Origin of the sequence: Shinella sedimenti (assembly GCF_022601905.1) — a bacterium.
Taxonomy (GTDB): Bacteria; Pseudomonadota; Alphaproteobacteria; order Rhizobiales; family Rhizobiaceae; genus Shinella; species Shinella sedimenti.
Window position 1 is genome coordinate 424,702 of the sequence record NZ_JAKVIN010000004.1, and the last position, 24,516, is coordinate 449,217.

General features: G+C 62.9%; 19 protein-coding genes and 1 pseudogene. 12 read left to right on the forward strand and 8 right to left on the reverse strand.

The genetic code is table 11. The annotated features are described in order from the left end of the window. Window positions 1-6: 6 nt before the first annotated feature. Window positions 7-4,176 carry a translocation/assembly module TamB domain-containing protein gene (locus MKI86_RS12280; RefSeq protein WP_241601176.1) on the forward strand — a complete coding sequence of 1,390 codons (4,170 nt, stop codon included), beginning with the start codon at window positions 7-9 and terminating at the stop codon, window positions 4,174-4,176. Between the two features lie 11 nt (window positions 4,177-4,187). Here MKI86_RS12280 and MKI86_RS12285 read toward each other — a convergent pair whose 3' ends face one another. After that, window positions 4,188-4,628 carry an Lrp/AsnC family transcriptional regulator gene (locus MKI86_RS12285; protein WP_241601177.1) on the reverse strand — a complete coding sequence of 147 codons (441 nt, stop codon included), beginning with the start codon at window positions 4,626-4,628 and terminating at the stop codon, window positions 4,188-4,190. Window positions 4,629-4,763: 135 nt separating this feature from the next. On the opposite strand from MKI86_RS12285, the gene rocF reads away from it, so the two are divergent. The 4 genes from rocF to MKI86_RS12305 all read left to right on the forward strand — a co-directional run bounded on the left by rocF (window position 4,764) and on the right by MKI86_RS12305 (window position 9,669). Next, entirely contained in the window at window positions 4,764-5,699 is a 936-nt protein-coding gene (gene rocF / locus MKI86_RS12290) for an arginase (RefSeq protein WP_241601178.1), read from the forward strand. 14 nt (window positions 5,700-5,713) lie between these two features. Further along, the gene (rocD, locus tag MKI86_RS12295; protein ID WP_241601179.1) at window positions 5,714-6,919 is read left to right on the forward strand and encodes an ornithine--oxo-acid transaminase; all 1,206 of its coding nucleotides are present in this window, start codon (window positions 5,714-5,716) and stop codon (window positions 6,917-6,919) included. A 134-nt stretch (window positions 6,920-7,053) separates the two neighbouring features. After that, window positions 7,054-7,530, forward strand: coding sequence for a chemotaxis protein CheW (locus MKI86_RS12300; protein WP_241601180.1), 477 nt, complete (start codon window positions 7,054-7,056; stop codon window positions 7,528-7,530). Window positions 7,531-7,911: 381 nt separating this feature from the next. Next, window positions 7,912-9,669 (forward strand): methyl-accepting chemotaxis protein, encoded by a 1,758-nt coding sequence (locus MKI86_RS12305; protein ID WP_241601181.1) that lies wholly within the window; start codon window positions 7,912-7,914, stop codon window positions 9,667-9,669. A 60-nt stretch (window positions 9,670-9,729) separates the two neighbouring features. On the opposite strand, the gene MKI86_RS12310 is transcribed toward MKI86_RS12305, so the two are convergent. From MKI86_RS12310 to MKI86_RS12335, 6 genes are all read right to left on the reverse strand, one after another. Further along, a complete protein-coding gene (locus MKI86_RS12310; protein ID WP_241601182.1) occupies window positions 9,730-9,996 on the reverse strand; it encodes a formate dehydrogenase subunit delta in 267 nt (88 codons plus the stop codon). 9 nt (window positions 9,997-10,005) lie between these two features. After that, window positions 10,006-10,839, reverse strand: coding sequence for a formate dehydrogenase accessory sulfurtransferase FdhD (gene fdhD / locus MKI86_RS12315; RefSeq protein WP_241601183.1), 834 nt, complete (start codon window positions 10,837-10,839; stop codon window positions 10,006-10,008). 8 nt (window positions 10,840-10,847) lie between these two features. Next, entirely contained in the window at window positions 10,848-13,727 is a 2,880-nt protein-coding gene (fdhF, locus tag MKI86_RS12320; protein WP_241601184.1) for a formate dehydrogenase subunit alpha, read from the reverse strand. Between the two features lie 4 nt (window positions 13,728-13,731). Then, the gene (locus MKI86_RS12325) at window positions 13,732-15,288 is read right to left on the reverse strand and encodes a formate dehydrogenase beta subunit (RefSeq protein WP_241601185.1); all 1,557 of its coding nucleotides are present in this window, start codon (window positions 15,286-15,288) and stop codon (window positions 13,732-13,734) included. Beyond that, on the reverse strand, window positions 15,285-15,764 hold the full coding sequence (locus MKI86_RS12330) for a formate dehydrogenase subunit gamma (RefSeq protein ID WP_241601186.1): 480 nt from the start codon (window positions 15,762-15,764) through the stop codon (window positions 15,285-15,287). Before MKI86_RS12330 ends, MKI86_RS12325 begins: the two co-directional genes overlap by 4 nt. Before the next feature lie 183 nt (window positions 15,765-15,947). Further along, the gene (locus MKI86_RS12335) at window positions 15,948-16,841 is read right to left on the reverse strand and encodes a LysR family transcriptional regulator (protein ID WP_241601187.1); all 894 of its coding nucleotides are present in this window, start codon (window positions 16,839-16,841) and stop codon (window positions 15,948-15,950) included. 101 nt (window positions 16,842-16,942) lie between these two features. Between MKI86_RS12335 and acuI the strand changes: the two genes are divergently transcribed. Further along, window positions 16,943-17,938, forward strand: a complete 996-nt coding sequence (acuI, locus tag MKI86_RS12340) for an acrylyl-CoA reductase (NADPH) (RefSeq protein ID WP_241601188.1) — start codon at window positions 16,943-16,945, stop codon at window positions 17,936-17,938. A 12-nt stretch (window positions 17,939-17,950) separates the two neighbouring features. On the opposite strand, the gene MKI86_RS12345 is transcribed toward acuI, so the two are convergent. Further along, on the reverse strand, window positions 17,951-18,721 hold the full coding sequence (locus MKI86_RS12345) for an SDR family NAD(P)-dependent oxidoreductase (protein WP_241601189.1): 771 nt from the start codon (window positions 18,719-18,721) through the stop codon (window positions 17,951-17,953). Between the two features lie 136 nt (window positions 18,722-18,857). Here MKI86_RS12345 and MKI86_RS12350 point away from each other — a divergent pair, with 136 nt between their 5' ends. The 6 genes and pseudogenes from MKI86_RS12350 to MKI86_RS23880 form a co-directional block, all read left to right on the forward strand. Beyond that, window positions 18,858-19,628 (forward strand): DeoR/GlpR family DNA-binding transcription regulator, encoded by a 771-nt coding sequence (locus tag MKI86_RS12350; RefSeq protein ID WP_241601190.1) that lies wholly within the window; start codon window positions 18,858-18,860, stop codon window positions 19,626-19,628. Window positions 19,629-19,739: 111 nt separating this feature from the next. Next, window positions 19,740-21,242: a glycerol-3-phosphate dehydrogenase gene (gene glpD, locus MKI86_RS12355; RefSeq protein ID WP_241601191.1), complete on the forward strand. Its 1,503-nt coding sequence runs from the start codon at window positions 19,740-19,742 to the stop codon at window positions 21,240-21,242. A 53-nt stretch (window positions 21,243-21,295) separates the two neighbouring features. Further along, window positions 21,296-22,378 (forward strand): ABC transporter ATP-binding protein, encoded by a 1,083-nt coding sequence (locus MKI86_RS12360; protein ID WP_241601192.1) that lies wholly within the window; start codon window positions 21,296-21,298, stop codon window positions 22,376-22,378. Between the two features lie 11 nt (window positions 22,379-22,389). Beyond that, entirely contained in the window at window positions 22,390-23,460 is a 1,071-nt protein-coding gene (locus MKI86_RS12365; RefSeq protein ID WP_241601193.1) for an ABC transporter ATP-binding protein, read from the forward strand. Window positions 23,461-23,462: 2 nt separating this feature from the next. Next, window positions 23,463-24,329: a carbohydrate ABC transporter permease gene (locus MKI86_RS12370; protein ID WP_241601194.1), complete on the forward strand. Its 867-nt coding sequence runs from the start codon at window positions 23,463-23,465 to the stop codon at window positions 24,327-24,329. A gap of 98 nt (window positions 24,330-24,427) precedes the next feature. Further along, window positions 24,428-24,516 (forward strand): annotated as a pseudogene (locus MKI86_RS23880) (carbohydrate ABC transporter permease); the annotation flags it as partial.

Below are 24,516 nucleotides of genomic sequence, written 5' to 3' on the forward strand. Positions count from 1 at the left end.
TGAAGCATGACGAGGCTGTCTCGAATTCTCCGCGCCATTCTCCGCTATGCCGGCTACGGCCTTGCGGTGCTGCTTGTCTTTCTGGTCGCGATTCTGGGCTTTGTCGGCTTCACGGATGCGGGCGCCCGCATGGCCGTGTCCTATGTGGAAAAGCTTTCCGCCGCCAGCGGGCAGGTCATTTCCATCAGCGAGCCGTCCGGCCTTCTGACGGGGCGGCTGCGCGCCGGTGCCGTCACCCTCGGAGACGAGAAGGGCACCTACGCGGAAATCCGCGACCTCGCCGTCGACTGGTCGCCGCTGGAGCTTCTCTTTTTCAGCTTTGATGCGTCGCGCGTTTCGGCGTCCTCGATCTCGCTGCTGCGCCTGCCGGAATCGAAGGCGGACGCACAGCCCTCCGACACGCCGTTCAAACTGCCTGTCGAGGTTCATATCGATTCGTTGGCGATCCCCGAGCTCTTCGTGTCGGGCGCCGTCGCCGGTCGCGATCAGCGGATCGTCGTCTCCGGCCGTGGCGATGCGACGGCCGAGAGCGTGGCCATCAACCTTTCGGCCAACGAACTGGAGCGCCCGGAGGCGCGACTGGCTGCGGATATCGTCTTCAATCCGGCCGAGAACGTGCTGCGTCTCGAGGCGGATGTCGCTGAACCGAAGGGCGGCCTGCTCGCCAACCTGCTCAAATTGCCGAACGAGCCTGCCGTTTCCATCCGCCTGACGGGGGATGGGCCATTGTCGCAGTGGAAAGGTCGTCTTTCCGCCGCGCTCGACGGCACGGAGATGCTGCGTGTGGATGGCCGCCACGACCTTTCCGCCAATGGGCTGCATACCCTGTCACTCAAGGGTGGCGGCACGTTCGATGCGCTGATGCCGCCACAGTTGCGGCCGCTTTTTGCCGGTGAGACGAGTATCGACCTCGTCGCGGCTTTCGACGGTTCCGACATGGTGCGCATCGAGAAGGGCGCCATCGCGACAGGTGCGATGACACTTGCTGCATCCGGTGCCGTGAGTGCGGCGGGTGCGAATGACCTCAATGTGAAGCTTGACGGCCGCGATGGCCCGATCGACTTCCGCTGGCCCCTCGCCGATGGCGATGCCCGCATCCTGATCGACGGCGCCGACATTTCGCTGACCGGCGAGGCGAGCGCCGCGGCCTTGCGCGCTGATGCAGCCGTGGTATCGGCGGCACTGCCGGCGGGCCGTATCGAGAATATCCGCCTTTCCGCCCGCAGCGATGCGTTCAACGTCTCAAGCCAGTCCGGTCGTGTCGACGTGACGGTCGAGACGGGCGACATGGCTTTCGCCAATGCGGATATCGACCGCATGGTGAAGGGGCCGGCCAAGCTCGTCGCAACGCTGAACGTGTCTCCCGCTGAGATTGCCTTCGACCCCGCGACCTTGGAGAGTGCCAGCATCGGTGGAACGCTTTCGGGCCGCTATGGGCTTGAAAGCCGCGAGGCCGACGTCAATTTCCGTCTTTTCGCGCTGCCCGCAGTCCTGCCGCCGGCCCTGTCCGGCAAGTTCGATACGACGATTGCGATGGAAGGCCGCCTTCAGCTGGCCGGCAACGGCGCGCTTCAGCTATCCGGTCTCCAGGTCAAGTCCGGGACGGTCGAGGCAGCCGGCGATGTTGCACTCGCGGAGGGTAATCTCGATGCGACGTTTGCCGGCAAGGTCTTGAGCCTTGGCAAGCTGCTGGGCGATGCCTCGGGCGAGGCAGCCTTCGATGTCTCCGCCAAGGGGCCTGTCGATGGACTCGACGTTGCGGCGAAGATCACGTCGAGTGGTGCTACGCTTTCGGGACGCACGCTGAGCGATCTCGTCGTCACGCTTAACGGGAAGGCCGTTGCGGACAGGCCATCCGGGGAGTTGACGGCGACCGGTGCACTCGATGGGCAGGCGATCAATGTACGCTCCAGCATCACGTCGGAAGGCGGGCGCATTTCCGTGCCGGTGCTGGAAGCGGAGATCGGGGCGAACACGCTGAAGGGCTCACTGGCGCTGACGCCGGATTTTATGCCTGACGGCACGATCCGCTTCAATTTTCCCGATCTCGGGCTGCTTGCTGCCATGGCCGGCCAGCAGGCTGCCGGTGATCTCTCCGGTCAGGTGGAGATCGCGACGACGAACGGCAGAACCTCGGCAGCCGTCCAGGCGAGCGGTTCGGGAATAAGGCGTGATGCGATCAGCATCGCAAAGCCGGCGGTAGACCTCACGATCACCGATCTCGCAACGCTTGCAATTACCGGCACGGTTCGGGCCGAACGCATCGTTTCGGGCGAGAACCGTGTCGACGCGCTCAATCTTGATTTCTCGCGTGAGGGGCAGGCTACCCGCTTCGATCTCGGCGGTCGCCTGGATAATGCGCCGCTGGTCGCGAAGGGCCAGGTCGTGCAACGTAATGGCGGCCTTGATGTCGCCCTGCAGACGTTCGAGGCCGCGCCGCGCGGCATCGCCTTGAAGCTCGCGAGGCCGACGACGATCGGCGTCGACAACGGCGTCGCGGTTTTGGACAAGCTCACCATCCAGGCAGGTAACGGGTCGGTCGCGGTATCGGGCCGGGCGGGTGAGACGCTCGACCTGTCGCTTGGTCTCAATGCCTTGCCGGCGGCGCTCGTCAACAACTTCGCTCCGGGCCTTGGTGCGGAGGGCGCGATTGGCGGCACCGTGACGGTCAAGGGCAGGGCGGCTTCGCCTGTCGTCAATTATGCACTCGACTGGAAGGGCGCCGTCATCAGCCAGACCCGGGGCGCGGGCATCGGGGCGGTCGATATCAACGCCAAGGGCGAATTCGCCAACAACCAGGTCCGGCTCGACACGGTACTTTCGGGCGCGGGCGGGCTATCCTTCCGCGGTGGCGGAACGGTCGGCATCGGCGGCGCAACGCCGCTTGGCCTGAAGTTCAATGGCACGGTGCCGTTCGGACTGTTGCAGGGCCAGCTTTCTGCGCAGGGCTTCGTGCTGACCGGCAATGCCAATGTCGATCTTTCGATCGGCGGCACGGCGGCCGCGCCTTCGGTGACCGGCAGCATTACGGCCGGCGGCGCGCGGCTGGTCGATGTCAGGCGCAATCTCGCCGTGGACGACCTGACGATCCGCGTCACCATGGACGGCCGGCAGGCGGTTATCGAAACGCTGTCCGGCAAGCTGGCGAGCGGCGGGCAGCTTTCTGCCAGCGGGCGCGTCGGCATCGATCCGGCGAGCGGTTTCCCTGTCGACGTGGCGATCAAGCTGGGCGATGTCACCTATGTCGACGGCACGCTGGTCACCGCGAATGTGACCGGCGATCTCACCCTCAAGGGCCCGGTGGCCGATATCGTGCTGGCCGGTCGGGTGCGCATCAACAAGGCCAACATCACCATTCCGCAAAAACTCCCGGCTTCGCTGTCGGAGATCGATATCAAGCATCGCAATGCCCCGGCGGATGTTAAGCGCATGACTGCCGACGTACAGCGTGACCAGGGGTCGAGTGGGGCTTCGCGCGGTATTGGCCTGAACCTCACAATCGAGGCACCGGGGCAGCTCTTCGTGCGCGGCCGCGGCATCAATGCGGAGTTGGGCGGCAGTCTCACAGTGACGGGGACATCCTCGTCGCCTGTGGTGTCGGGTGGTTTCGAGCTTGAGCGCGGCCGCATGGAAATCCTCGCGCGCCGGCTGGAATTCTCCAGCGCGCATATCGGCTTTGCCGGCGGCCTCGTGCCGACTGTCAACCTCGTTGCCGGAAGCACGGCCGGCACGACGGAAATCACTGTCACCGTGGCAGGCGTTGCCAGCAATCCGACCGTGACATTCGCCTCCTCGCCTGCCCTGCCGCAGGACGAGATCCTGGCACAGCTCATCTTCAACCGCTCCATGTCCAATCTGTCTGCCGTGCAGATCGCGCAGCTTGCCGCCGCTGCAAGCCAATTGGCCGGCGGCAGTTCCACGGGCCTGCTCGACAGCCTTCGCAGCAAGCTCGGCGTCGACGATCTCGACATCACAACGGATGCGGAGGGCCGCGCGGCTGTTTCCGCCGGCAAGTATCTCAACGATCGCACCTATATCGAACTGAAGCAGGATCCCGAAACGAACGGCGCCAAGGCCGTAATCAATCTGGATGTCGGACGCGGCCTCAAGCTGCGCGGCGAAGCCGGCAGCGCCGGCAGCGCGGGTGCGGGCATCTTCTATGAAAAGGAATACTGAGGCCCATTCGCTCAGGCGAAAGCATTCTTCGTCGTCTTGAGGAGAATGTTGGTCTCGGTGCCGTTGATGCCGTCGATCAGGCGGATACGGTGCAGCGTTTCGTCGAAGGTGCCGAGGTCTCGATCCTCGAGTTCGGCGATGAAATCCCAGCGGCCATTGGTCGAATGAAGCGCGCGGACCTGCGGCAGGCCGCGCAGCTGCGTTGCCACGCGGTCGGCCATCTTGCCGTGAACCTCGATCATTACGATCGCGCGCACGCCGCTGCCCGTCAGTTCCGCACCGGTCTTGATGGTGAAGGCGGCGATGGTGCCGGAGGAAACGAGCCGTTCGATCCGCGCGGCAACCGTTGCACGCGAGGCGCCGGTCATCGCGGCGAGCGATGATACGGGAGTCCGCGCATTGTGGCGCAAGGCGCTGATCAGGGAATGATCGAGATCGTCAAGGCTTATCATTGTGTCGATCCGTACTTGGCAAAATGCTGATACAGGCAATCTATTTGTCAGTTTTTCCCCTTTTTGCCAACAGCCTGACCGGCGATAATTACCCAAAACCGGGGCAAACCGGCTTCACGCATTCGCGGGGAAATCATGGCTGACAACAACACGCATATCGCGCTGATCGGCGCGCCTCTCGAAGAGGGCTCGGGCCGTCGCGGCGCTTCTATGGGGCCGATGGCCCTCCGCATCGCTGGCGTCGACTCGACCCTGCGCGACCTCGGCCATACGGTCACGGATGAGGGCGACCTGAAACCGGTGCCGGCGCGCGACCTCGCAAACCATCCCAAGGCCAACAACCTGCAGGTCGTCGCCGCCTTCGCGCGTGCGCTCGATACCGCTGTTTACGATGCCGCACATAGCGGCAAGTTTCCGCTTATCCTCGGCGGGGATCACGCGTTGTCCATGGGGTCCGTCTCGGGCATGGCGCGCCACGCCGCCGATCTCGGCCGCCCGCTTTTCGTGCTCTGGCTGGATGCCCATGCCGACTTCAATTCGCCGTCGAGTTCACCCTCCGGCAACATGCATGGCATGCCGGTCGCCTTCTTTTGCGGCCAGGCGGAGTTCGCGCCGATCCTCGACGCTGGGCGCCCGTTCGTCGATCCGAAGAACGTGTTCCAGGTCGGCATTCGCTCCGTCGATGCGCGCGAGCGGGAGGAGATCTCCGAGCACGGCGTCAACGTCTTCGACATGCGTGCTGTCGATGAGATTGGCATGGCGCATATCATGCACGACGTCATTGCCCGCATCCGGGCCGCGGATGGCCTGCTGCATGTGAGCCTCGACGTCGATTTTCTCGATCCCGATCTCGCGCCGGGAGTCGGCACGACGGTGCCCGGTGGCGCGACCTTCCGCGAAGCCCATCTGATCATGGAGATGCTCTGCGACAGCGGGCTCGTCTCGTCACTCGATCTCGTCGAGCTGAACCCCTTTCTCGATGACCGCGGCAAGAGCGCCCGCATTCTCGTCGAGCTCACCGCAAGTCTTTTCGGCCGCCGCATTCTCGACCGGCCGACCCGCAGCGCCTGAAACCGGAGGATACCATGACACCGTCGACCGCAAGCCTGATCGAAACCGAGCATCGCCTGGGCGCCCATAACTACAAGCCTCTCGACGTGGTGCTTTCGCGGGGCGAGGGTGTGTATGTCTGGGATGTCGACGGCAACCGGTATCTGGATTGCCTTTCGGCCTATTCGGCGGTCAACCAGGGGCATTGCCACCCGAAAATCCTGGCGGCGATGGTCGAGCAGGCCCAGAAGCTCACCTTGACCTCACGGGCCTTCCGTAACGATCAGCTGGCGCATTTCTACGAAGAGATCGCCGCGCTCACCGGGTCGCACAAGGTGCTACCGATGAATTCCGGTGCGGAAGCAGTCGAAACTGCCGTCAAGGCGGTGCGCAAATGGGGCTATGAGGTGAAGGGCGTGCCGGAGGGCCAGGCCGAGATCATCGTCTGCGCCAACAACTTCCATGGCCGCACCATGGGCATTGTCGGCTTTTCCACGGATCCGGATGCGCGCATCGGCTTCGGCCCGTTCGCACCGGGCTTCCGCCATGTGCCCTTCGGCGATATCGACGCCTTCCGCACTGCGATTAACGAAAATACGGTAGCCTTCCTCATCGAGCCCATCCAGGGCGAGGCGGGCGTGCTGATCCCGCCGGCCGGCTATTTCACCGCCGTCCGCGAACTTTGCACGCAGCACGGCATCACGCTCATCCTCGACGAGATCCAGACGGGGCTCGGCCGCACCGGAAAGCTGCTCGCGGAAGAGCACGAGGGCATCGAGGCGGATGTGACGCTGGTCGGTAAGGCGCTGTCCGGTGGCTTTTACCCGGTCTCGGCGGTGCTTTCGAACAGCGAGGTGCTGGGCGTGCTGAAACCCGGGCAGCACGGCTCGACCTTCGGCGGCAACCCGCTCGCCTGCGCCATTGCGCGCGCGGCTTTGAAGGTACTGGTGGAAGAAGACATGATCGGCAATTCCGAGCGGATGGGCGAACGCTTCGGGGCGGGATTGAAGGGCATCCGCTCCAATATCATCAAGGAAGTGCGCGGCCGTGGCCTGATGCTTGCGGTTGAGCTCGACCCTGCGGCCGGCGGCGCGCGCAAATATTGCGAGGCGCTGAAGGAGCGCGGCATTCTCGCCAAGGATACACATGGGGACACGATCCGTATTGCCCCGCCGCTCGTCATCACCGGCGATCAGGTCGATTGGGCATTGGAGCAGTTCGAGGCCGTGCTGCGCACCTGAGCATCTTGATCCATAGACGAAGAAAGGCCCTGCGACGCGGGGCCCTTTTTGTTGGTCGGGACGGATGTTGGAAAGATTTTAACCAGGGCGTGCATAGGATCGGTCAATTCGTCGCTCCAACTGGGAAGACCCCGATGACCTCCATAAAGACGACCGGCTTTACCGGTGATACGCTCGAAATCATCGCATTCCGTCTGCACGATCAGGAATTCTGCGTGAAGACGACCACGATCCGCGAAATCCGCGGCTGGGCGCCGTCCACGCCGATCCCGCATTCGCCGCCGGATGTCATCGGCGTGATGAACCTGCGCGGCACGGTCATCCCGATCATCGATCTCGCGCACAAGCTCGGCATGAAGAGCACCGAAGCCAATGAGCGCAGCGCGATCGTCGTCGCCGAAGTGCACAACATGGTGGTCGGCCTCGTCGTCGATCGGGTTTCCGACATTCTCACCATTCGCGGTGAGCAGATCCAGCCCGTGCCGGAAGTGACGACCTCCTTCGACAAGGTGTATGCGGAAGGCATCATCGCCCATGAGAACGGTATGATCTGCTTCCTCAACCTTGCACGCATGTTCAAGGAACGCGATATGGAGGACATGGCCGCCTGAGCGGCCGTACCACTCGCAATGTCAAAGACCGTCATGCGCTGGTGTGACGGTCTTTTTATTTCCAAGGAATGCAACCTATAGTATATTTTTGCGCGACGTTTTGCGCCGCGTGCTTACGTTACGTCAGTCTGCATTTACGGCGTCGGAAGTAAGCTATTGTAATGCAAGGGCCCCAAAATCAGCTATTTCTGTTTTTATAAATTTTTAATGAAGCAACTCTATCTTTGATTGTGCAGCCTTTGCTTGAGATAGGGGTTCTCTTCGAGGATTGCGTTAAGGGAGGCTGGCGCATGGTTCGGGTCATGCCGACCACTCCCGCAACCGACGATCGCCACGCGGCAATCACCACTAGGCCGTGGCCGTCACATATGGGGACAGGTCATGATTTCTTTCGCAAGCTTTACGGATTCGGGCCACATCATCGACGCGCTGTCGCGTTCGCAGGCCGTTATACAGTTCGACCTCGCCGGTAACGTTCTCACTGCCAACGAAAACTTCTGCACGGCGCTTGGCTATGACCTGACAGAGATCGTCGGTCAGCATCATCGGATGTTCTGTGACGCCGCGCATACGGCCAGCGATAACTACCGGCAGTTCTGGGCACGGCTCGGGCGCGGGGAATATGATTCAGGCAGCTACAAGCGTCTGCGCAAGGACGGCAGCGAAATCTGGATCCAGGCGTCGTACAACCCGGTCTTACGGGGTGGCAAACCCTATAAGGTGGTCAAGTTCGCGACGGATATCACGCTTGCGAAAATCCGTGCTGCCGAGGACGCGAGCAAGCTCGATGCGATCTCGCGCTCCCAAGCGGTCATCGAATTCACGCCCACCGGCGAAATTCTGCACGCCAACGAGAATTTCTGTGCCGGGCTCGGCTATGACCTGACGGAAATCGTCGGGAAGCACCACCGCATGTTCTGCGATCCCGTCTATGCGCAGACGCCTGCCTATGCCGACTTCTGGACGAGCCTTGCGGCGGGAAATTTCATCTCCAGCGAGTTCGTGCGTTACGGCAAGGGCGGCAAGGAGATCTGGATTCAGGCGGCGTACAATCCGATCCGCGATCTGAACGGCCGGGTCTACAAGGTCGTCAAGTTCGCCACCGATGTCACGGAGCGCATGTCGGCGATCAATGCGTTGGGCGGTGCGCTCAAGGCGCTTGCGGAGGGAGACCTTACGCAACATCTCGCCATGCCCTTCGTCCCCTCTATGGAAAAGGTACGCAGCGATTTCAATGCGGCCGTTTCGGGTCTCCACGCGGCAATGCGAACGGTCGAAACCAATGCGAACGCGATTGCCTCGGGCGCGCAGCAAATCCGTTCGGCGGCGGACGACCTCGCAAGGCGCACCGAAAGGCAGGCGGCCTCCGTCGAGGAGACCGCGGCCGCGCTCGACCAGATCACGACGACGGTGAGCGATTCGAGCCGGCGCGCCGACGAGGCGGGCAGCCTGGTGGGACAGACCCGCGCGGGTGCCGAGAAATCCGGCGAAGTCGTCAAGCGGGCGATCGACGCCATGGGGCAGATCGAGCAATCCTCGCGCGAGATCTCCAGCATCATCGGCGTCATCGACGATATCGCCTTTCAGACGAACCTGCTGGCGCTCAATGCTGGCGTGGAGGCGGCGCGGGCGGGCGAGGCCGGCAAGGGCTTTGCCGTCGTCGCACAGGAAGTCCGTGAGCTTGCGCAACGGTCCGCCAGCGCGGCGAAGGATATCAAGGCCCTCATCACGACATCGGGCGAGCAGGTAAAGAACGGTGTGTCGCTTGTCGATGAGACTGGGCGAACGCTGCGCGAGATCCTGACGCAGGTGCTCGAGGTCCACACGAATGTCGCCGCCATCGTCGAAGCATCGCGCGAGCAGTCGACAGGGCTTCGCGAGATCAACCAGGCCGTCAACGCGATGGACCAGGCGACACAGCAGAACGCGGCGATGGTGGAGGAAAGCACGGCCGCCAGCCATTCTATGGCGCGTGAGGCGGATGCGCTTCATGGCCTCATTCGCCGCTTCCGCCTGGCGGAAACCGAAAACCAGACGCAACGCGCGGCGCCTATCGCCCAGCTTCATGCGGTGGCGCGCACGATGCGGGCATCGCACAGCGCAACGGCACAAGCGGCCGCCGATTGGGAAGAATTCTGATTGGTTTGCAGTGGGATCGTCCGGCTGAAATGCCGGGCGATCCCGCTCAATCCCTCGATATCAGGGTGCTGCCGGTGCCGCGGCCTGTGCGGGCGGCACTTCGGCGGGCGGGGGGCGGCGGATGAGTGGCACGGCTTCCAGGACAAGGCTGTCGAGGCCTTCACCACCATGATTGTCGACGAGGTCGAAGAGCTGCCGGCGCATGCGTGGCTCCCAGAACTTGTTGATGTGGGTCGCCACGCCGTTCGGGCCCTCGCTCGCCGGCTGGGAGTGAAAGAAGGTGGCGATCTGGTTCGCCATGCGTACGATCTTGTTGCCTTCCGACATATCCGTCTCCTAGCCGTTGCCCAGACGCCGCTGGGCGCCGGCTCCGATGCGGTCCGCACCAGTGAAAATCTCGAATTCGTCGCCGCGCACCAATGCGATCAGCGTCATGCCCGCGTCCTCCGCCGTGCGGATGGCGAGCGCGGTGGGGGCGGAGATGGCGATGATGAAGGGGCTGCCGATGATTGCCGTCTTCTGTACCATTTCGACGGAAACACGGCTCGTCACGACGACAGCTCCCGCATGACCGGCATGGCCGGCGCGCCGCGCCGCGCCGACAAGCTTGTCGAGCGCATTGTGCCTGCCGACATCTTCCCGAACGGCAATAAGACCCTGGCCCGGAACATAGAAGCCCGCGCCGTGAACGGCGCGCGTCGCCATGTGCAGCGGCTGCTGGCCGTTGAGCAACCGCACGGCCTCCACCACCTCGTCTTCCGATAGCGTAAGTCGCGACGTACGCACGGACGGGGTGACGCGAACGGCCTGTTCGATCGATTCGATGCCGCAAAGGCCGCAACCGACAGGCCCGGCCATATGGCGGCGCCGGGCGACCAGCGCGTCGTTCTGTTCGTCCGAAAGACGGATCTGCAGGTCGATGCCCTTGTCTTCCGCCTCCACGTCGATCGTTTCGATCTCCGCGGGGTCCATGATGATACCCTCGGTCAGGCTGAAGCCAATGGCAAAATCTTCCAGGTCCGCCGGAGTCGCCATCATGACGGCATGGGTGGAGCCGGCGTAGGAGAAGGCGATCGGAGTTTCCTCGGGAACGAAACGCTCGCCGTCAGAGAGCCGCCCGTTGCGCCGGGCGGTCTCGCGGACCTTCGTGTTGGTGGGAAATTCGGGCACGCTCGATCCTATTCCGCCGCCTCCAGCTTGCCCTTGATGCGGCGCGACCGGCGGGCGAGCTCGTCATATTCGACCTGCCAGTCGGACGGTCCGTTCGACGGCGAGATCTGCACGGCGGTTACCTTGTATTCAGGGCAGTTCGTCGCCCAGTCCGAGAAATCGGTGGTGATGACGTTTGCCTGCGTCGTCGGATGGTGGAAGGTCGTGTAGACGACACCCGGTGCGACGCGATCGGTGATGAGCGCGCGCAACGTCGTCTCGCCGGCGCGGCTGGAAAGCCGCACCCAGTCGCCCTCGCGGATGCCGCGGTTTTCGGCATCGTGCGGGTGTATCTCCAGCCGGTCCTCTTCATGCCAGATGACGTTGTCGGTGCGCCGTGTCTGGGCGCCGACATTGTACTGGCTGAGAATGCGGCCGGTGGTGAGCAGCAGTGGGAAGCGCGGCCCGGTCTTTTCGTCGGTTGCGACATATTCCGTGCGAATGAACTTACCCTTGCCGCGCACGAAGCCGTTGATGTGCATGATCGGCGAGCCGAGCGGGTTCTTCTCGTTGCAGGGCCACTGAACTGAGCCGACCTTGTCGAGATAGTCGTAGGACACCATCGCAAAGCTCGGTGTCGTTGCGGCGATCTCGTCCATGATCTCGGACGGATGGGTGTAGTTCCAGTCGAGGCCCATGGCCTTGGCAAGGTTCTGCGTGACCTCCCAGTCGGCATAGCCGTTCTTCGGCGTCATGACTCGGCGCACGCGGTTGATGCGGCGTTCGGCATTGGTGAAGGTGCCGTCCTTCTCCAGGAAGGTGGAGCCCGGCAGGAAGACGTGGGCGTAGTTCGCGGTCTCGTTGAGGAACAGGTCCTGCACGACGACGCATTCCATCGCAGCCAGCCCCGCAGAGACGTGCTTGGTGTCGGGGTCGGATTGGAGGATGTCCTCGCCCTGGATGTAGATGCCCTTGAAGGTGCCTTCGACGGCGGCATCCAGCATGTTGGGAATGCGCAGGCCCGGCTCGTTGTTGAGCTTCACGCCCCACAGCTTTTCGAAGATATCGCGTGTCGCGTCGTCGGAGATGTGACGGTAACCCGGCAGTTCGTGCGGGAACGAGCCCATGTCGCACGAGCCCTGCACGTTGTTCTGACCGCGCAGCGGGTTCACGCCCACGCCCGGACGGCCGATATTGCCGGTCGCCATGGCGAGGTTGGCGATAGCCATGACGGTTGTCGAGCCCTGGCTGTGTTCGGTGACACCGAGACCGTAATAGATCGAGCCGTTGCCGCCGGTCGCGAAGAGGCGGGCGGCGCCGCGCAGCGCTTCGGCCGGAACGCCTGTGAAGGCTTCCGTTTCCTCGGGGCTGTGGCGCGGTTCGGCGACGAAGGACGCCCAGTCCTCGAATTCCGACCAGTCGCACCGCTCGCGGATGAACGCCTCGTCGAAGAGACCTTCCGTCACGATGACATGGGCAAGCGCGGTGACGACGGCAACGTTCGTGCCCGGCTTCAGCGGCAGGTGGTAGGATGCCTTGATATGCGGCGACGACACGAGTTCCGTGCGGCGCGGATCGATGACGATGAGCTTGGCACCCTGGCGCAAGCGCTTTTTCAGGCGCGAGCCGAAAACAGGGTGGGCATCGGTGGGATTGGCGCCGATGACGATGACGACATCGGTGAACTCGACGCTGTCGAAGTTCTGCGTGCCGGCGGACGTGCCGAAGGCCTGGCCGAGACCGTAGCCTGTCGGCGAATGACAGACGCGGGCGCAGGTGTCGACGTTGTTGTTGCCGAAGCCGGCGCGGATGAGTTTCTGGACGAGGAAGGTCTCCTCGTTCGTGCAGCGCGACGAGGTGATGCCGCCGATGGAATCACGGCCGTACTGGTATTGGATGCGGCGGAACTCGGAGGCGACATGGGCGTAGGCCTCTTCCCAGGTCACTTCCCGCCACGGATCGGAGATCTTCTCGCGGATCATGGGGTTGAGGATGCGCTCGCGGTGGGACGAGTAGCCATAGGCGAAGCGGCCCTTGACGCAGGAATGGCCGCGATTGGCCTGTCCATCCTTCCACGGCACCATACGCACCAGCTCTTCGCCGCGCATTTCCGCCTTGAACGAGCAGCCGACGCCGCAATACGCGCAGGTCGTCACGACGGAATGCTCCGGCTGGCCGATCTCGATCACCGACTTTTCGGTCAGCGTCGCCGTCGGGCAGGCCTGCACGCAGGCGCCGCAGGAAACACATTCGGATTCCAGGAAATGCTCGTGCATACCGGGCGAAACGCGGCTGTCGAAACCGCGGCCCTCGATGGTCAGCGCAAACGTACCCTGGACCTCTTCGCAGGCGCGCACGCAGCGCGAACAGACGATGCACTTGGATGGGTCGTAGGTGAAATAGGGGTTGGATTCGTCCTTCGGCATCCAGCGTGCATTGGCTTCGCCGTTGCTGCGCGCCTTGACGTGGTTATCGCCTTCATAGCCGTAGCGAACGTCGCGCAGGCCCACGGCGCCGGCCATGTCCTGCAATTCGCAGTCGCCGTTTGCCGCGCAGGTAAGACAGTCGAGCGGGTGATCGGAGATGTAAAGCTCCATCACGCCCTTGCGGATGTCCTTCAGGCGGCCGGTCTGGGTATGAACGACGAGGCCGGGTGCGACCGGCGTCGTGCACGAGGCCGGCGTGCCATTGCGGCCCTCGATCTCGACAAGACAGAGCCGGCAGGAGCCGAAGGCATCCACCATTTCGGTGGCGCAGAGCTTGGGCACCTGGATGCCTGCCTCCATCGAGGCGCGCATGATGGACGTGCCCTCGGGGACGGTGATTTCGTTACCGTCGATGGTGAGCGTCACCATTTTCTCGGAGCGGGAGGCGGGGGTGCCGTAATCGATTTCGGGAACGAGAGGCATGGGCTTACTCCGCTGCTTCGGCGATCGGCGCCGGCGAAAAGTCTTCCGGGAAATGAGTCATGGCGCTGAGCACCGGGTAGGGCGTGAACCCGCCGAGCGCACAGAGCGAACCGAATTTCATCGTGTTGCAGAGATCGGCCAGCAATTCGCGGTTCTTCTGGGGCTCGATGCCCTGCGCGATCTTGTCGGCCGTCTCGACGCCGCGCGTCGAGCCGATGCGACAGGGCGTGCACTTGCCGCAGCTTTCCACTGCGCAGAACTCCATGGCGAAGCGTGCCTGCTTCAGCATGTCGACAGTATCGTCGAAGACGGTGATGCCGGCATGGCCGATCAGACCGTCCTTGGCCGCGAAGGATTCGTAGTCGAAGGGCGTGTCGAACAACGCGCGTGGGAAATAGGCACCGAGCGGGCCGCCGACCTGCACGGCGCGGACCGGACGGCCGGAGGCCGTGCCGCCGCCGATATCGTCGACGATCTCGCCGAGCGTAAGGCCGAAGGCGGTTTCAAAGAGGCCGCCGTGCCTGGTATTGCCGGCGATCTGGATCGGGATCGTGCCGCGCGAACGCCCCATGCCGAAATCACGATAGAATTCTGCGCCGCGATCCATGATGACGGGCACGGACGCCAGAGAGATCACGTTGTTGACGACGGTGGGACGACCAAGGAAGCCCTGCAAGGCGGGTAGCGGCGGCTTGGCGCGCACGATGCCGCGTTTGCCTTCGAGGCTGTTGAGCAGTGCGGTTTCTTCGCCGCAGACATAGGCGCCCGCACCGACGCGCACTTCCATGTCGAAGGCCTTGCCGGAACCCAGTACGGAAGGGCCGAGGATGCCGGCCTTGCGGGCGATCTCCACGGCGGCGATCATGGTCTCGATGGCGTGGGGATATTCCGAACGGGTATAGATGAAGCCTTTCGTCGCGCCGGTCGCAAGGCCGGCGATCGCCATGCCCTCGATCAGCACGAAGGGATCGCCTTCCATGATCATGCGGTCGGCGAAGGTGCCGCTATCGCCTTCGTCGGCATTGCAGACGATATATTTCTGCGCGCCCGGCGCCTCCAGAACTGTCTTCCATTTGATGCCGGTCGGGAAGCCCGCGCCGCCGCGTCCGCGCAGGCCCGAATCGGTCACCTGCTGGATGATGTCGGTCGGCTGCATGGTCACGGCCTTCTCCAGGCCTTTCATGCCCTGATAATGCCGATAGTCCTCAAGCGAAAGCGGATCGGTGACGCCGCAGCGAGCGAAGGTCAACCTTGTCTGGCGGGCGAGGAACGGTATCTCCTTCGTCCGCCCGCGACAGAGCGGATGATCCGCTCCTTGCAGGAAGCCCGCCTCGAAAAGCGATGGCACGTCGGAAGGCTTGACCGGTCCGTAGGCGATGCGACCCCTCTCCGTGCGTACCTCGACCAGCGGTTCCAGCCAGTGCATGCCGCGCGAGCCGTTGCGCACGATGCGGGCATCGATGCCGCGGGTTTCGATTTCGCGGGCAATCGCGGTGGCGACACGGTCTGCGCCCAGCGCCAGGGCGGCGGCATCACGCGGTACGAAGATGGTAATGGTCATCGGCGTGCCTCCGTGACAAGTTCCTTGGCAAGATCGGCGTCGACCCTTCCGTGCACCTCGCCGTCGAGCATGGCGGCGGGTGCGCAGGAACAGAGCCCGAGACAGTAGACCGGTTCGAGCGTCACCGCGCCGTCCAGAGTCGTCTGATGGAAATCGATGCCAAGTAGCGACTTAACGCGCTCGGCAAGATCGTCGCCGCCCATCGCCTGACAGGCCTCGGCGCGACAGAGCTTCAGCACATGCCTGCCCGTGGGATGGTCGCGATAATCGTGATAGAAGGTGACGACGCCATGCACCTCGGCGCGCGAAAGGTTCAGCTCCCGCGCGATGACCGGCAGGCTTTCCTGCGGGACGTAGCCGAACTCCGCCTGGATCTCATGCAGGATGGGGAGAAGCGGCCCCTCAAGCCCCTTCAGGTCGCCGACAATAGCCAGCGTTCTTGTTTCGACATCGCTGCCGAGGACATGCACATTCATGGTCAGGCCTCCCAACCGACACGAATGAAACCACGGAAGAGATGGGTTCCTGCGCGCCGATGCTTTTGAAACTGCTCGACGAGAACCGGAACCCTGTCGATCCCCGCGGACTATCTGGACAGCTTCTCAGCCACGACGCGAACGGTCAATAAAGCAAACCCGTTGATCGATAGGAAACTACTATTAACTCATGCCCTTCTCGGCCAGCGTGCGCGCTTCATGGAGCAAAGCGGAGACGAGCGGTGTAAAGGGCTCGCGGTGCGTGGCAACGAGGCCGATCGTGTGGTGCGGATCGGGATCGGTGAGAGAAACTATACTGATTTCGTCAGGAAATCCAAACGATTTTGCGACATTTCGCGGCATGATGCTGGACCAGCGGCCTGTGCGCACATGGGAGAACAGCACGATCATCGAATTCGCCTCAAGCGACGGTTCGACCGTAACGCCCGCTTCGGCAAAGTGACGGTTGATAATGCGGCGGTTCTGCATGTCAGCGGTCAATAGGCAAAGCCTAACAGTCCCGGCCTCCCGCCAGGTCACAGTTTCGCGATCCGAGAACGGATTGCCCTTGGCCGTGATGAGGCAATAGTGCTCATGCAGCAGCGGCACGCTGGTCACGCGGCCGAGCGGCTCGTTCTCAAGGTAGGTCAGGCCGGCATCGATCTCGAGATTTTCCAGGAGCCCGAGAATCTTGATCGAGGTGGTCGAGACGATGGAGAAAGTGACGTCGGGGTGTTTTTCCTGAAAAGGCGCGGTGATGCGCGGCACCATGGACAGCGTCGTGGGAATGGCGGCAAGTCGGATGTGGCCGGAAAGGCCCTTTCGCGCCGCGCGCATTTCCTCGCGCATTGTGCGGGTATCGCCGACGATGCGGCGCGCCCATTCCAGCACGCGCTGTCCCTCGGGCGTCAGGCCCTGGAAACGCGAGCCACGCACGACGAGCATCACACCAAGCTGATCCTCCAGCTGGCGGATCGCGGCCGAAAGGGTCGGCTGGGAGATGCCGATTTCTTCCGCAGCCCGGGCGAAGTGTCGTTCGCGTGCCAGCGCGATGAAATATTCTAGCTTGTCTATCATGTCCGAACGGCCCTCCCGCCCCCTTGATACAAAAGAACAGTGGCGGCACCAATGCCCTGCGCCCTATATGTCGATGACGTACAGAACAGGAGGAGCACGCGATGACGTTTCAGGCACTGTTGGTAGAGAAGGCCGGCGATGGCGCAGTCACCGCCTCGATCCAGGAGCTCGACGATTCGCGGCTTCCCGACGGGGATGTTACCGTCGCGGTTGAATATTCGACGCTCAATTACAAGGACGGCCTGTGCATCAACGGCAAGGGCGGATTGGTACGCACCTTTCCGCATGTGCCGGGTGTGGACTTCGCCGGAACGGTCGAGACTTCCGACGATCCGCGCTACCGGCCGGGCGACCGGGTGGTGCTGACCGGCTGGCGGGTTGGTGAGGTGTGGTGGGGCGGCTATGCGACGCGGGCCCGGGTGAAGGCGGATTGGCTGGTGCCGTTGCCGGAAACGCTTTCGACACGGCAGGCCATGGCGATCGGTACGGCCGGGCTGACCTCCATGCTGTCCGTCATCGCGCTGGAAAAGGCAGGCGTCTCGCCGCTGAAGGGCGAGGTGCTGGTGACGGGAGCCGCCGGCGGGGTCGGCTCGGTCGGCGTCGCGCTGCTGGCGAAGCTTGGTTACTCGGTCGCCGCCGTCACCGGCCGGCCGGAAACGGCCGGCTATCTGAAATCGCTCGGCGCGGAAACCATCGTGGAGCGGGCGGAGCTTGCCGAGGCAAACAGCAGGCCGCTCGAATCGGAGCGCTGGGCCGGCGCGATCGACGCCGTAGGCGGGGACATGCTGGCGCGCGTCCTCAAGCAGATGAAATATGACGGCGCTGTCGCCGCGGTCGGTCTGGCGGCCGGTGCGGGGGTGCCCTCCTTCACCGTCATCCCGTTCTTGCTGCGCGGCGTGAGCCTGCTTGGCATCGATTCCGTCATGCGGCCCTACGACCAGCGTGTCGATGCTTGGAGCCGCATCGCGGCCGACCTGCCGATGGATGTATTGGAAGCCATGGTGGTCGAGCGCCGGCTTTCCGACCTGCCGGAACTGGCCGACCAGATCCTTGAAGGCAAGGTGAAGGGGCGTGTCGTCATCGACGTCAACGCGTGAGGACCGGAGCGGTCAGCAGATGAGCTGGCCGCCATTCACCTCCAGCACCTGGCCGGTAACGTAGCCGGACAGGGCATTGGATGCCAGGAAGAGATAGGCGGGCGCGCAATCCTCCGGCGTGCCGAGCCGCTGCAGGGGAATTGTCTTGCGCGTCGCCTCCAGCTTCTCCGTGGACGAGTAGCGGGAATGGAAGTCGGTCGTGATCGTGCCAGGCGAGACGCAGTTGACGCGGATGCCGTCGGGCGCAAGCTCACGGGCCAGGGCCTTGGAATAGGTCGACACGAACGCCTTGGTGGCCGAGTAGATCGCCGAACCCGGGCTGCCACCGGTCAACGCGGAAATGGAGACCGTGTTGACGATGGCGGCATGCTGCGCGCGGCGCAGCGAGCGCAGCAATGCGCGCGTCACTTCCACGACAGAGGTCTGGTTGAGGCGCACGACGGTTTCGTATTGCTCGTCGGTGAGGTCGGCGGCCGGGAAACGGCCGACCATCGTGCCGGCATTGTTGATCAGTACATCGACGTGGGGGAACAGGCTGTCGGCCCGCTGCAAGAGTGCGCCGATGCCGCCCTCCTCAAGGAAGTCCGCATAGACGACATGGGCGCGCGCTTCCGCGACGGCGTTCTCCAGGAAATCGGGCAAGGGGCCGGAGGCGGCGCGTCCGCCATGCAGAAGCACATGCGCGCCGCAGTCGAGAAACTGTCGGGCGATCTCCAGCCCGATGCCACGGCCTGCGCCAGTAACGACGACGTTGGCACCCTTGAACAAGGCTGGATGAAACATGCGCTTTCCTCCCGATATCACGCTTGCCGGCAGTATCACAAAAGCGACGCGCGGACCAAGAAGGTTTGGCGGGTCAATTGATGTGGGTTCGTTTTTGCATATGATGAAAGAAAACGAAAGCAGTGGGAGGCGTATCATGTTTCTGACAGGGCGGCAGGCGGAGATTCTGGATCTCGCCAAGGCCGAGGGGCGTGTGCTCGTGGAAGACCTCGCCGCGCGCTTTTCCGTGACCCCGCAGACCATCCGCAAGGACCTCAACGATCTGTGCGACGACAAGGTGCTGACGCGCATTCACGGCGGCGCACTGTTTCCCAGCGGCAATGAAAACGTGAAATACGAGGCGCGCCGTTCCATTGCCGCGCCGGAAAAGCAGGCGATCGGTCGCGCGGCCGCGGCGATGATCCCGAACAATTCCTCGCTCTTCATCAATATCGGCACCACGACGGAAGCCGTGGGCGAAGCCTTGCTCGACCACAAGGAACTGATGGTCATCACCAACAATATCAACGTTGCCAACCGCTTGCGCGTCTATCCCTCAATCGAGGTGGTGATTGCCGGCGGCGTTGTGCGCGGCGCGGACGGCGGCATCGTCGGAGAGGCGGCGGTCGACTTCATCCGGCAGTTCAAGGTGGATTATGCCGTCATTGGCGCCTCTGCAATCGATCAGGACGGAGCTTTGCTGGACTTCGACTACCGTGAAGTGAAGGTCGCACAGGCGATCATCGCGAACGCCCGCCATGTCATCCTCGTTTCGGATGCAACGAAGTTCGAGCGAACCGCGCCCGTCAGGATCGGCCACCTCTCGCAGGTCAACACCTTCATCACCGACAGCTGTCCCGTCGACGATATCCGGGCGATCTGCCAGGAAAACGACGTGCGCCTCATCGAGACTTCCGCCGTGGAGTGAGCTGGCCAGCTATTTCAGCCTGCATTCGTTTGACATTCGAAATATTTTCGTTTTTACTCTTCTTGCTTTCGCAGATGCGCAAATTTGTGCAATGCGAAATGGGAGGGTGTTTTGCAGGGCGACGTGATCCACGATATTTTCGTTATCGGCGGCGGTATCAACGGCTGCGGCATTGCGCGTGATGCCGCCGGGCGGGGCTACTCGGTCGTGCTCGCGGAGATGAAGGATTTCGCGTCCGGCACGTCTTCAGCCTCCACCAAGCTCATTCACGGCGGGCTGCGTTATCTCGAACATTACGAATTCCGCCTGGTGCGCGAGGCGTTGATGGAGCGTGAAGTGCTCTGGGCGATGGCGCCGCACGTCATCTGGCCCATGCGTTTCGTGCTGCCGTTCCAGAAGGGCGGCCTGCGGCCAGCCTGGCTTATCCGCCTCGGTCTTTTCCTTTATGACTATATCGGCGGCCGCAAGTTGCTGCCTGCCACACGCACCCTCGATCTCGCAAAGGATCCCGCCGGCCGGCCGCTGAAGGCACTTTTCCGCAAGGCTTTCGAATATTCCGACGGCTGGGTCGATGATGCCCGTCTCGTCGTGCTGAATGCCCGCGACGCCGCCGATCGCGGCGCCGATATCCGCACGGCCACCGAGGTCGTCAATGCACGCCGCGAAAACGGGCACTGGATCGTCGAGACGGAGAATGCCGAGACCGGCGCGCGCGAAACCATGCAGGCCCGCATGCTGGTCAATGCCACCGGGCCCTGGGTGGACAGGGTCCTCTCCTTGGCCGTCGGCCGCAACGACGTGCACAATGTCCGCCTCGTGCAGGGCAGCCACATCGTCGTGAAGAAGAAATTTTCCGATCCCCGCGCCTACTTCTTTCAGAACCCGGATGGGCGTATCATGTTCGCCATTCCCTATCAGGAAGAGTTCACCCTGGTCGGGACGACGGACCGCGATTACAAGGGCGACCCGCGCGGTGTGCACATCGCGGACGAGGAGATCGAATACCTCTGCGCGTCGGCAAGCGAGTATTTTGCCGAGCCGGTGCTGCGCGACGATATCGTCTGGACCTATTCGGGTGTGCGCCCGCTCTTCGATGACGGCGCGAACAAGGCGCAGGAAGCGACACGCGACTATGTGCTGAAGGTGGAAGGTGCGGACGGGCAGGCGCCGTTGCTCAATGTTTTCGGCGGAAAGCTTACGACATACCGCCGGCTTGCAGAGGCCGCGCTGGAGAAGATCGGCGAGGCCATCGGGGCCAAGGGTGCGCGCTGGACCGCGCATTCCCGCCTGCCGGGCGGTGATTTCAACATTGACGGTTTCGACGGCGAAGTGACGGCGCTTTCCGCGCGCTTTCCGTTCCTGCAACCCGCCCATGCACGCCGGCTGGTGCGGTTGTACGGTACGCGGGCGTCCGCCCTGCTGGGCGATGCGCGGACGACGGAGGATCTGGGGCGGCATTTCGGCAGCGATCTCTACGAGGTCGAAGTACGTTGGCTGATGCAGGAGGAATGGGCGCGGCACGCCGAGGACGTGCTGTGGCGCCGAACGAAGAGAGGATTGCATATTTCGGCCGCCGAGGCGGCTGTGCTGGAGGACTATATGCAGGGGCGGTAAACGCCCGGCGATAGCGCCTAATCCGGTGTCTGGGAAGAGCTACGGAGATAGGAATGCTTGAACTGAAAAACATCACGAAGATGGCGGGAGCGGAGACGCACATCCACCCGACCAATCTCGTGCTTGAACGCGGCTCGTTGAACGTGCTGCTCGGCCCGACCTTGTCGGGCAAGACATCGCTGATGCGGCTGATGGCGGGTTTGGACACGCCGACGGCGGGGTCCGTCTGGTTCGACGGCAAGGATGTGACGGGCGTGCGCGTGCAGGATCGCGGTGTCGCCATGGTCTACCAGCAGTTCATCAACTATCCCGCCTTGACCGTCTATGAGAACATCGCCTCGCCCATGCGCATCAAGGGTGCCGACAAGGCGACCATCGACCGCGAGGTGCGCAAGGCGGCCGAACTGCTCAAGCTCACACCCTATCTCGACCGCACGCCGCTCAACCTGTCCGGCGGCCAGCAGCAGCGCACGGCTCTGGCGCGCGCCATCGTCAAGAATGCCAGCCTCGTGCTGCTCGATGAGCCACTTGCCAATCTCGACTACAAGCTGCGCGAGGAGCTTCGCCTGGAACTGCCGAAGATCTTCGCCGCCTCCGGCGCGATCTTCGTCTATGCGACGACGGAGCCTTCGGAAGCACTGCTTCTGGGCGGCAACACGGCAACGATGTCCGAAGGCCGCATCACGCAGTTCGGCCGCACCATCGATGTCTATCGCCGGCCGAACGATCTCCTGACGGCCCGCACCTTCGCTGACCCGCCGCTGAACACGATGCAGGTCACAAAGAAGGCCGGGCAGTTCGAGGTTGGCGGCAAGCCGGTCCTGCCGGTGCCGGCGCATCTGTCTGCGCTGGCGGACGGTCCCTGCACCATCGCGTTCCACCCGCATCATCTTGCGCTTTCAAGCCAGAATTCGGCATCGGCCAGCCTTCAGGTCCGCACGGCGATCTCGGAAATCGCGGGTTCGGAAAGCTTCATCTACGTCCAGTTCGAGGGCAGCCATTGGGTCATGCTCTCACCGGGCATCCACAATATCGAGCCGGATACGCTGATCACCGTCCATGTCGATACCCGCCATCTGATGGCCTTCGGTGCGGATGGCAGGGCGCTCGGCGCGCCGGTCGCGATGGCGGCATAGGGGAGACGGTTATGGCACGCATCACCCTCGATCATATCCGCCACGCCTACGGCGAAAAGCCAAAGTCGGAGGCGGACTATTCGCTGAAGGAAGTGCATCACGAGTGGAATGACGGCGGCGCCTATGCGCTGCTTGGTCCCTCCGGCTGCGGCAAGACCACGCTGCTGAACATCATCTCAGGCCTGTTGCAGCCCTCCGAAGGCCGCATCCTGTTCGATGGGAAGGATGTCACGCATCTGTCCACGCAGCAACGCAACATCGCGCAGGTCTTTCAGTTTCCGGTCATCTACGACACCATGACCGTCTACGACAACCTCGCCTTTCCGTTGCGCAACCGCGGCGTGGCCGAGCCGGAGGTCGACCGCCGGGTGCGCGAAATCCTCGAGATGATCGATCTGGCAAGCTGGGCGAAGAAAAAGGCCCGGGGACTGACGGCGGACCAGAAGCAGAAGATCTCGCTTGGCCGCGGCCTTGTGCGCAATGATGTGAACGCGATCCTGTTCGACGAGCCGCTCACCGTCATCGACCCGCACATGAAATGGCAGCTGCGCTCGCAATTGAAGAAGCTGCACCGCCAGTTCGGCTTTACCATGGTCTATGTCACCCACGACCAGACCGAAGCGCTGACTTTCGCCGACAAGGTCGTCGTCATGTACGATGGCCAGATCGTGCAGATCGGTACGCCGGCCGAGCTCTTCGAGAAACCGAAACATACCTTCGTCGGCTATTTCATCGGCTCGCCCGGCATGAACGTGCTGCCAGCCGCCATCGACGGCAGCAGCGTAAATGTTGGCGGGCAGACGCTAACGCTGGATTACAGGCCGGCTGTCGCCGCCGGCGCCAGGACTGAACTCGGCATACGCCCGGAATTCATTTCGCTTTCGCGTGACGGCATGCCGGTTTCGATCAGCAAGGTCGAAGACATCGGCCGCCAGAAGATCGTGCGGGCGGAATTCGCCGGCAAGCCGATCGCCATCGTCGTGCCGGAGGACGGCGAAATCCCCGCCGAGCCGCGCGTGATCTTCGATCCCGCCGCCATCAACATCTACGCCGACAGCTGGCGTGTCGGCAGGGAGGGCTGACGATGAACAAGACCTGGAACAACAAGGCCTGGTTCATGGTGCTGCCGGTGCTGCTGCTGGTCGCGTTTTCGGCGGTCATTCCACTGATGACGGTCGTGAACTATTCCGTGCAGGATACGTTCGGCAACAACCAGTTCTTCTGGAACGGTGTGGGCTGGTTTTCCGATGTCATGGCATCGGATCGCTTCTGGCAGGCGCTTGGGCGCAACCTGCTGTTCTCCGTCATCATTCTCTCGATCGAAATCCCGCTCGGCATTCTGATTGCGCTCAACATGCCGAAGAAGGGCCTGGGCGTGCCTGTCTGCCTCGTGCTGATGGCGTTGCCGCTGCTCATTCCGTGGAACGTCGTCGGCACGATCTGGCAGGTCTTCGGCCGCGTCGATATCGGGCTGCTCGGCCACGCGCTGGTGTCGCTCGGCATCAGCTACAATTACGTCAACAACATCTTCGATGCCTGGATGACGCTCATCATCATGGATGTCTGGCACTGGACGAGCCTTGTTGTTCTCTTGTGCTATGCCGGTCTGGTCTCCATTCCCGAAGCCTTTTACCAGGCAGCCAAGATCGACGGGGCGTCACGCTGGGCCGTGTTCCGCTATATCCAGCTGCCGAAGATGAAGCGGGTGCTGCTGATCGCATTCCTGCTACGCTTCATGGACAGTTTCATGATCTACACCGAGCCTTTCGTCGTCACAGGCGGCGGTCCGGGTAATTCCACCACGTTCCTGTCGATCGACCTTGTGAAGATGGCGATCGGCCAGTTCGACCTCGGGCCGGCAGCGGCCATGTCCATCATCTACTTCCTGATCATCCTGCTTCTGTCGTGGATCTTCTACACGGTCATGACCAGCAGCGACGAACAGGCGTGAGGGAGGAAACCATGACCTCACAGGCAACCACCGCAACCACCCTTCAGACGGTCTCCAGCGATGCCCGCGTCAGCAAGGGCGTACGCTCCAGGCGTAGCCTGTCCTGGCTAGTGCCGACGTTTTACATCGTGTTTTTGCTTTTGCCGATCTACTGGCTTGTGAACATGAGCTTCAAGACGAACACGGA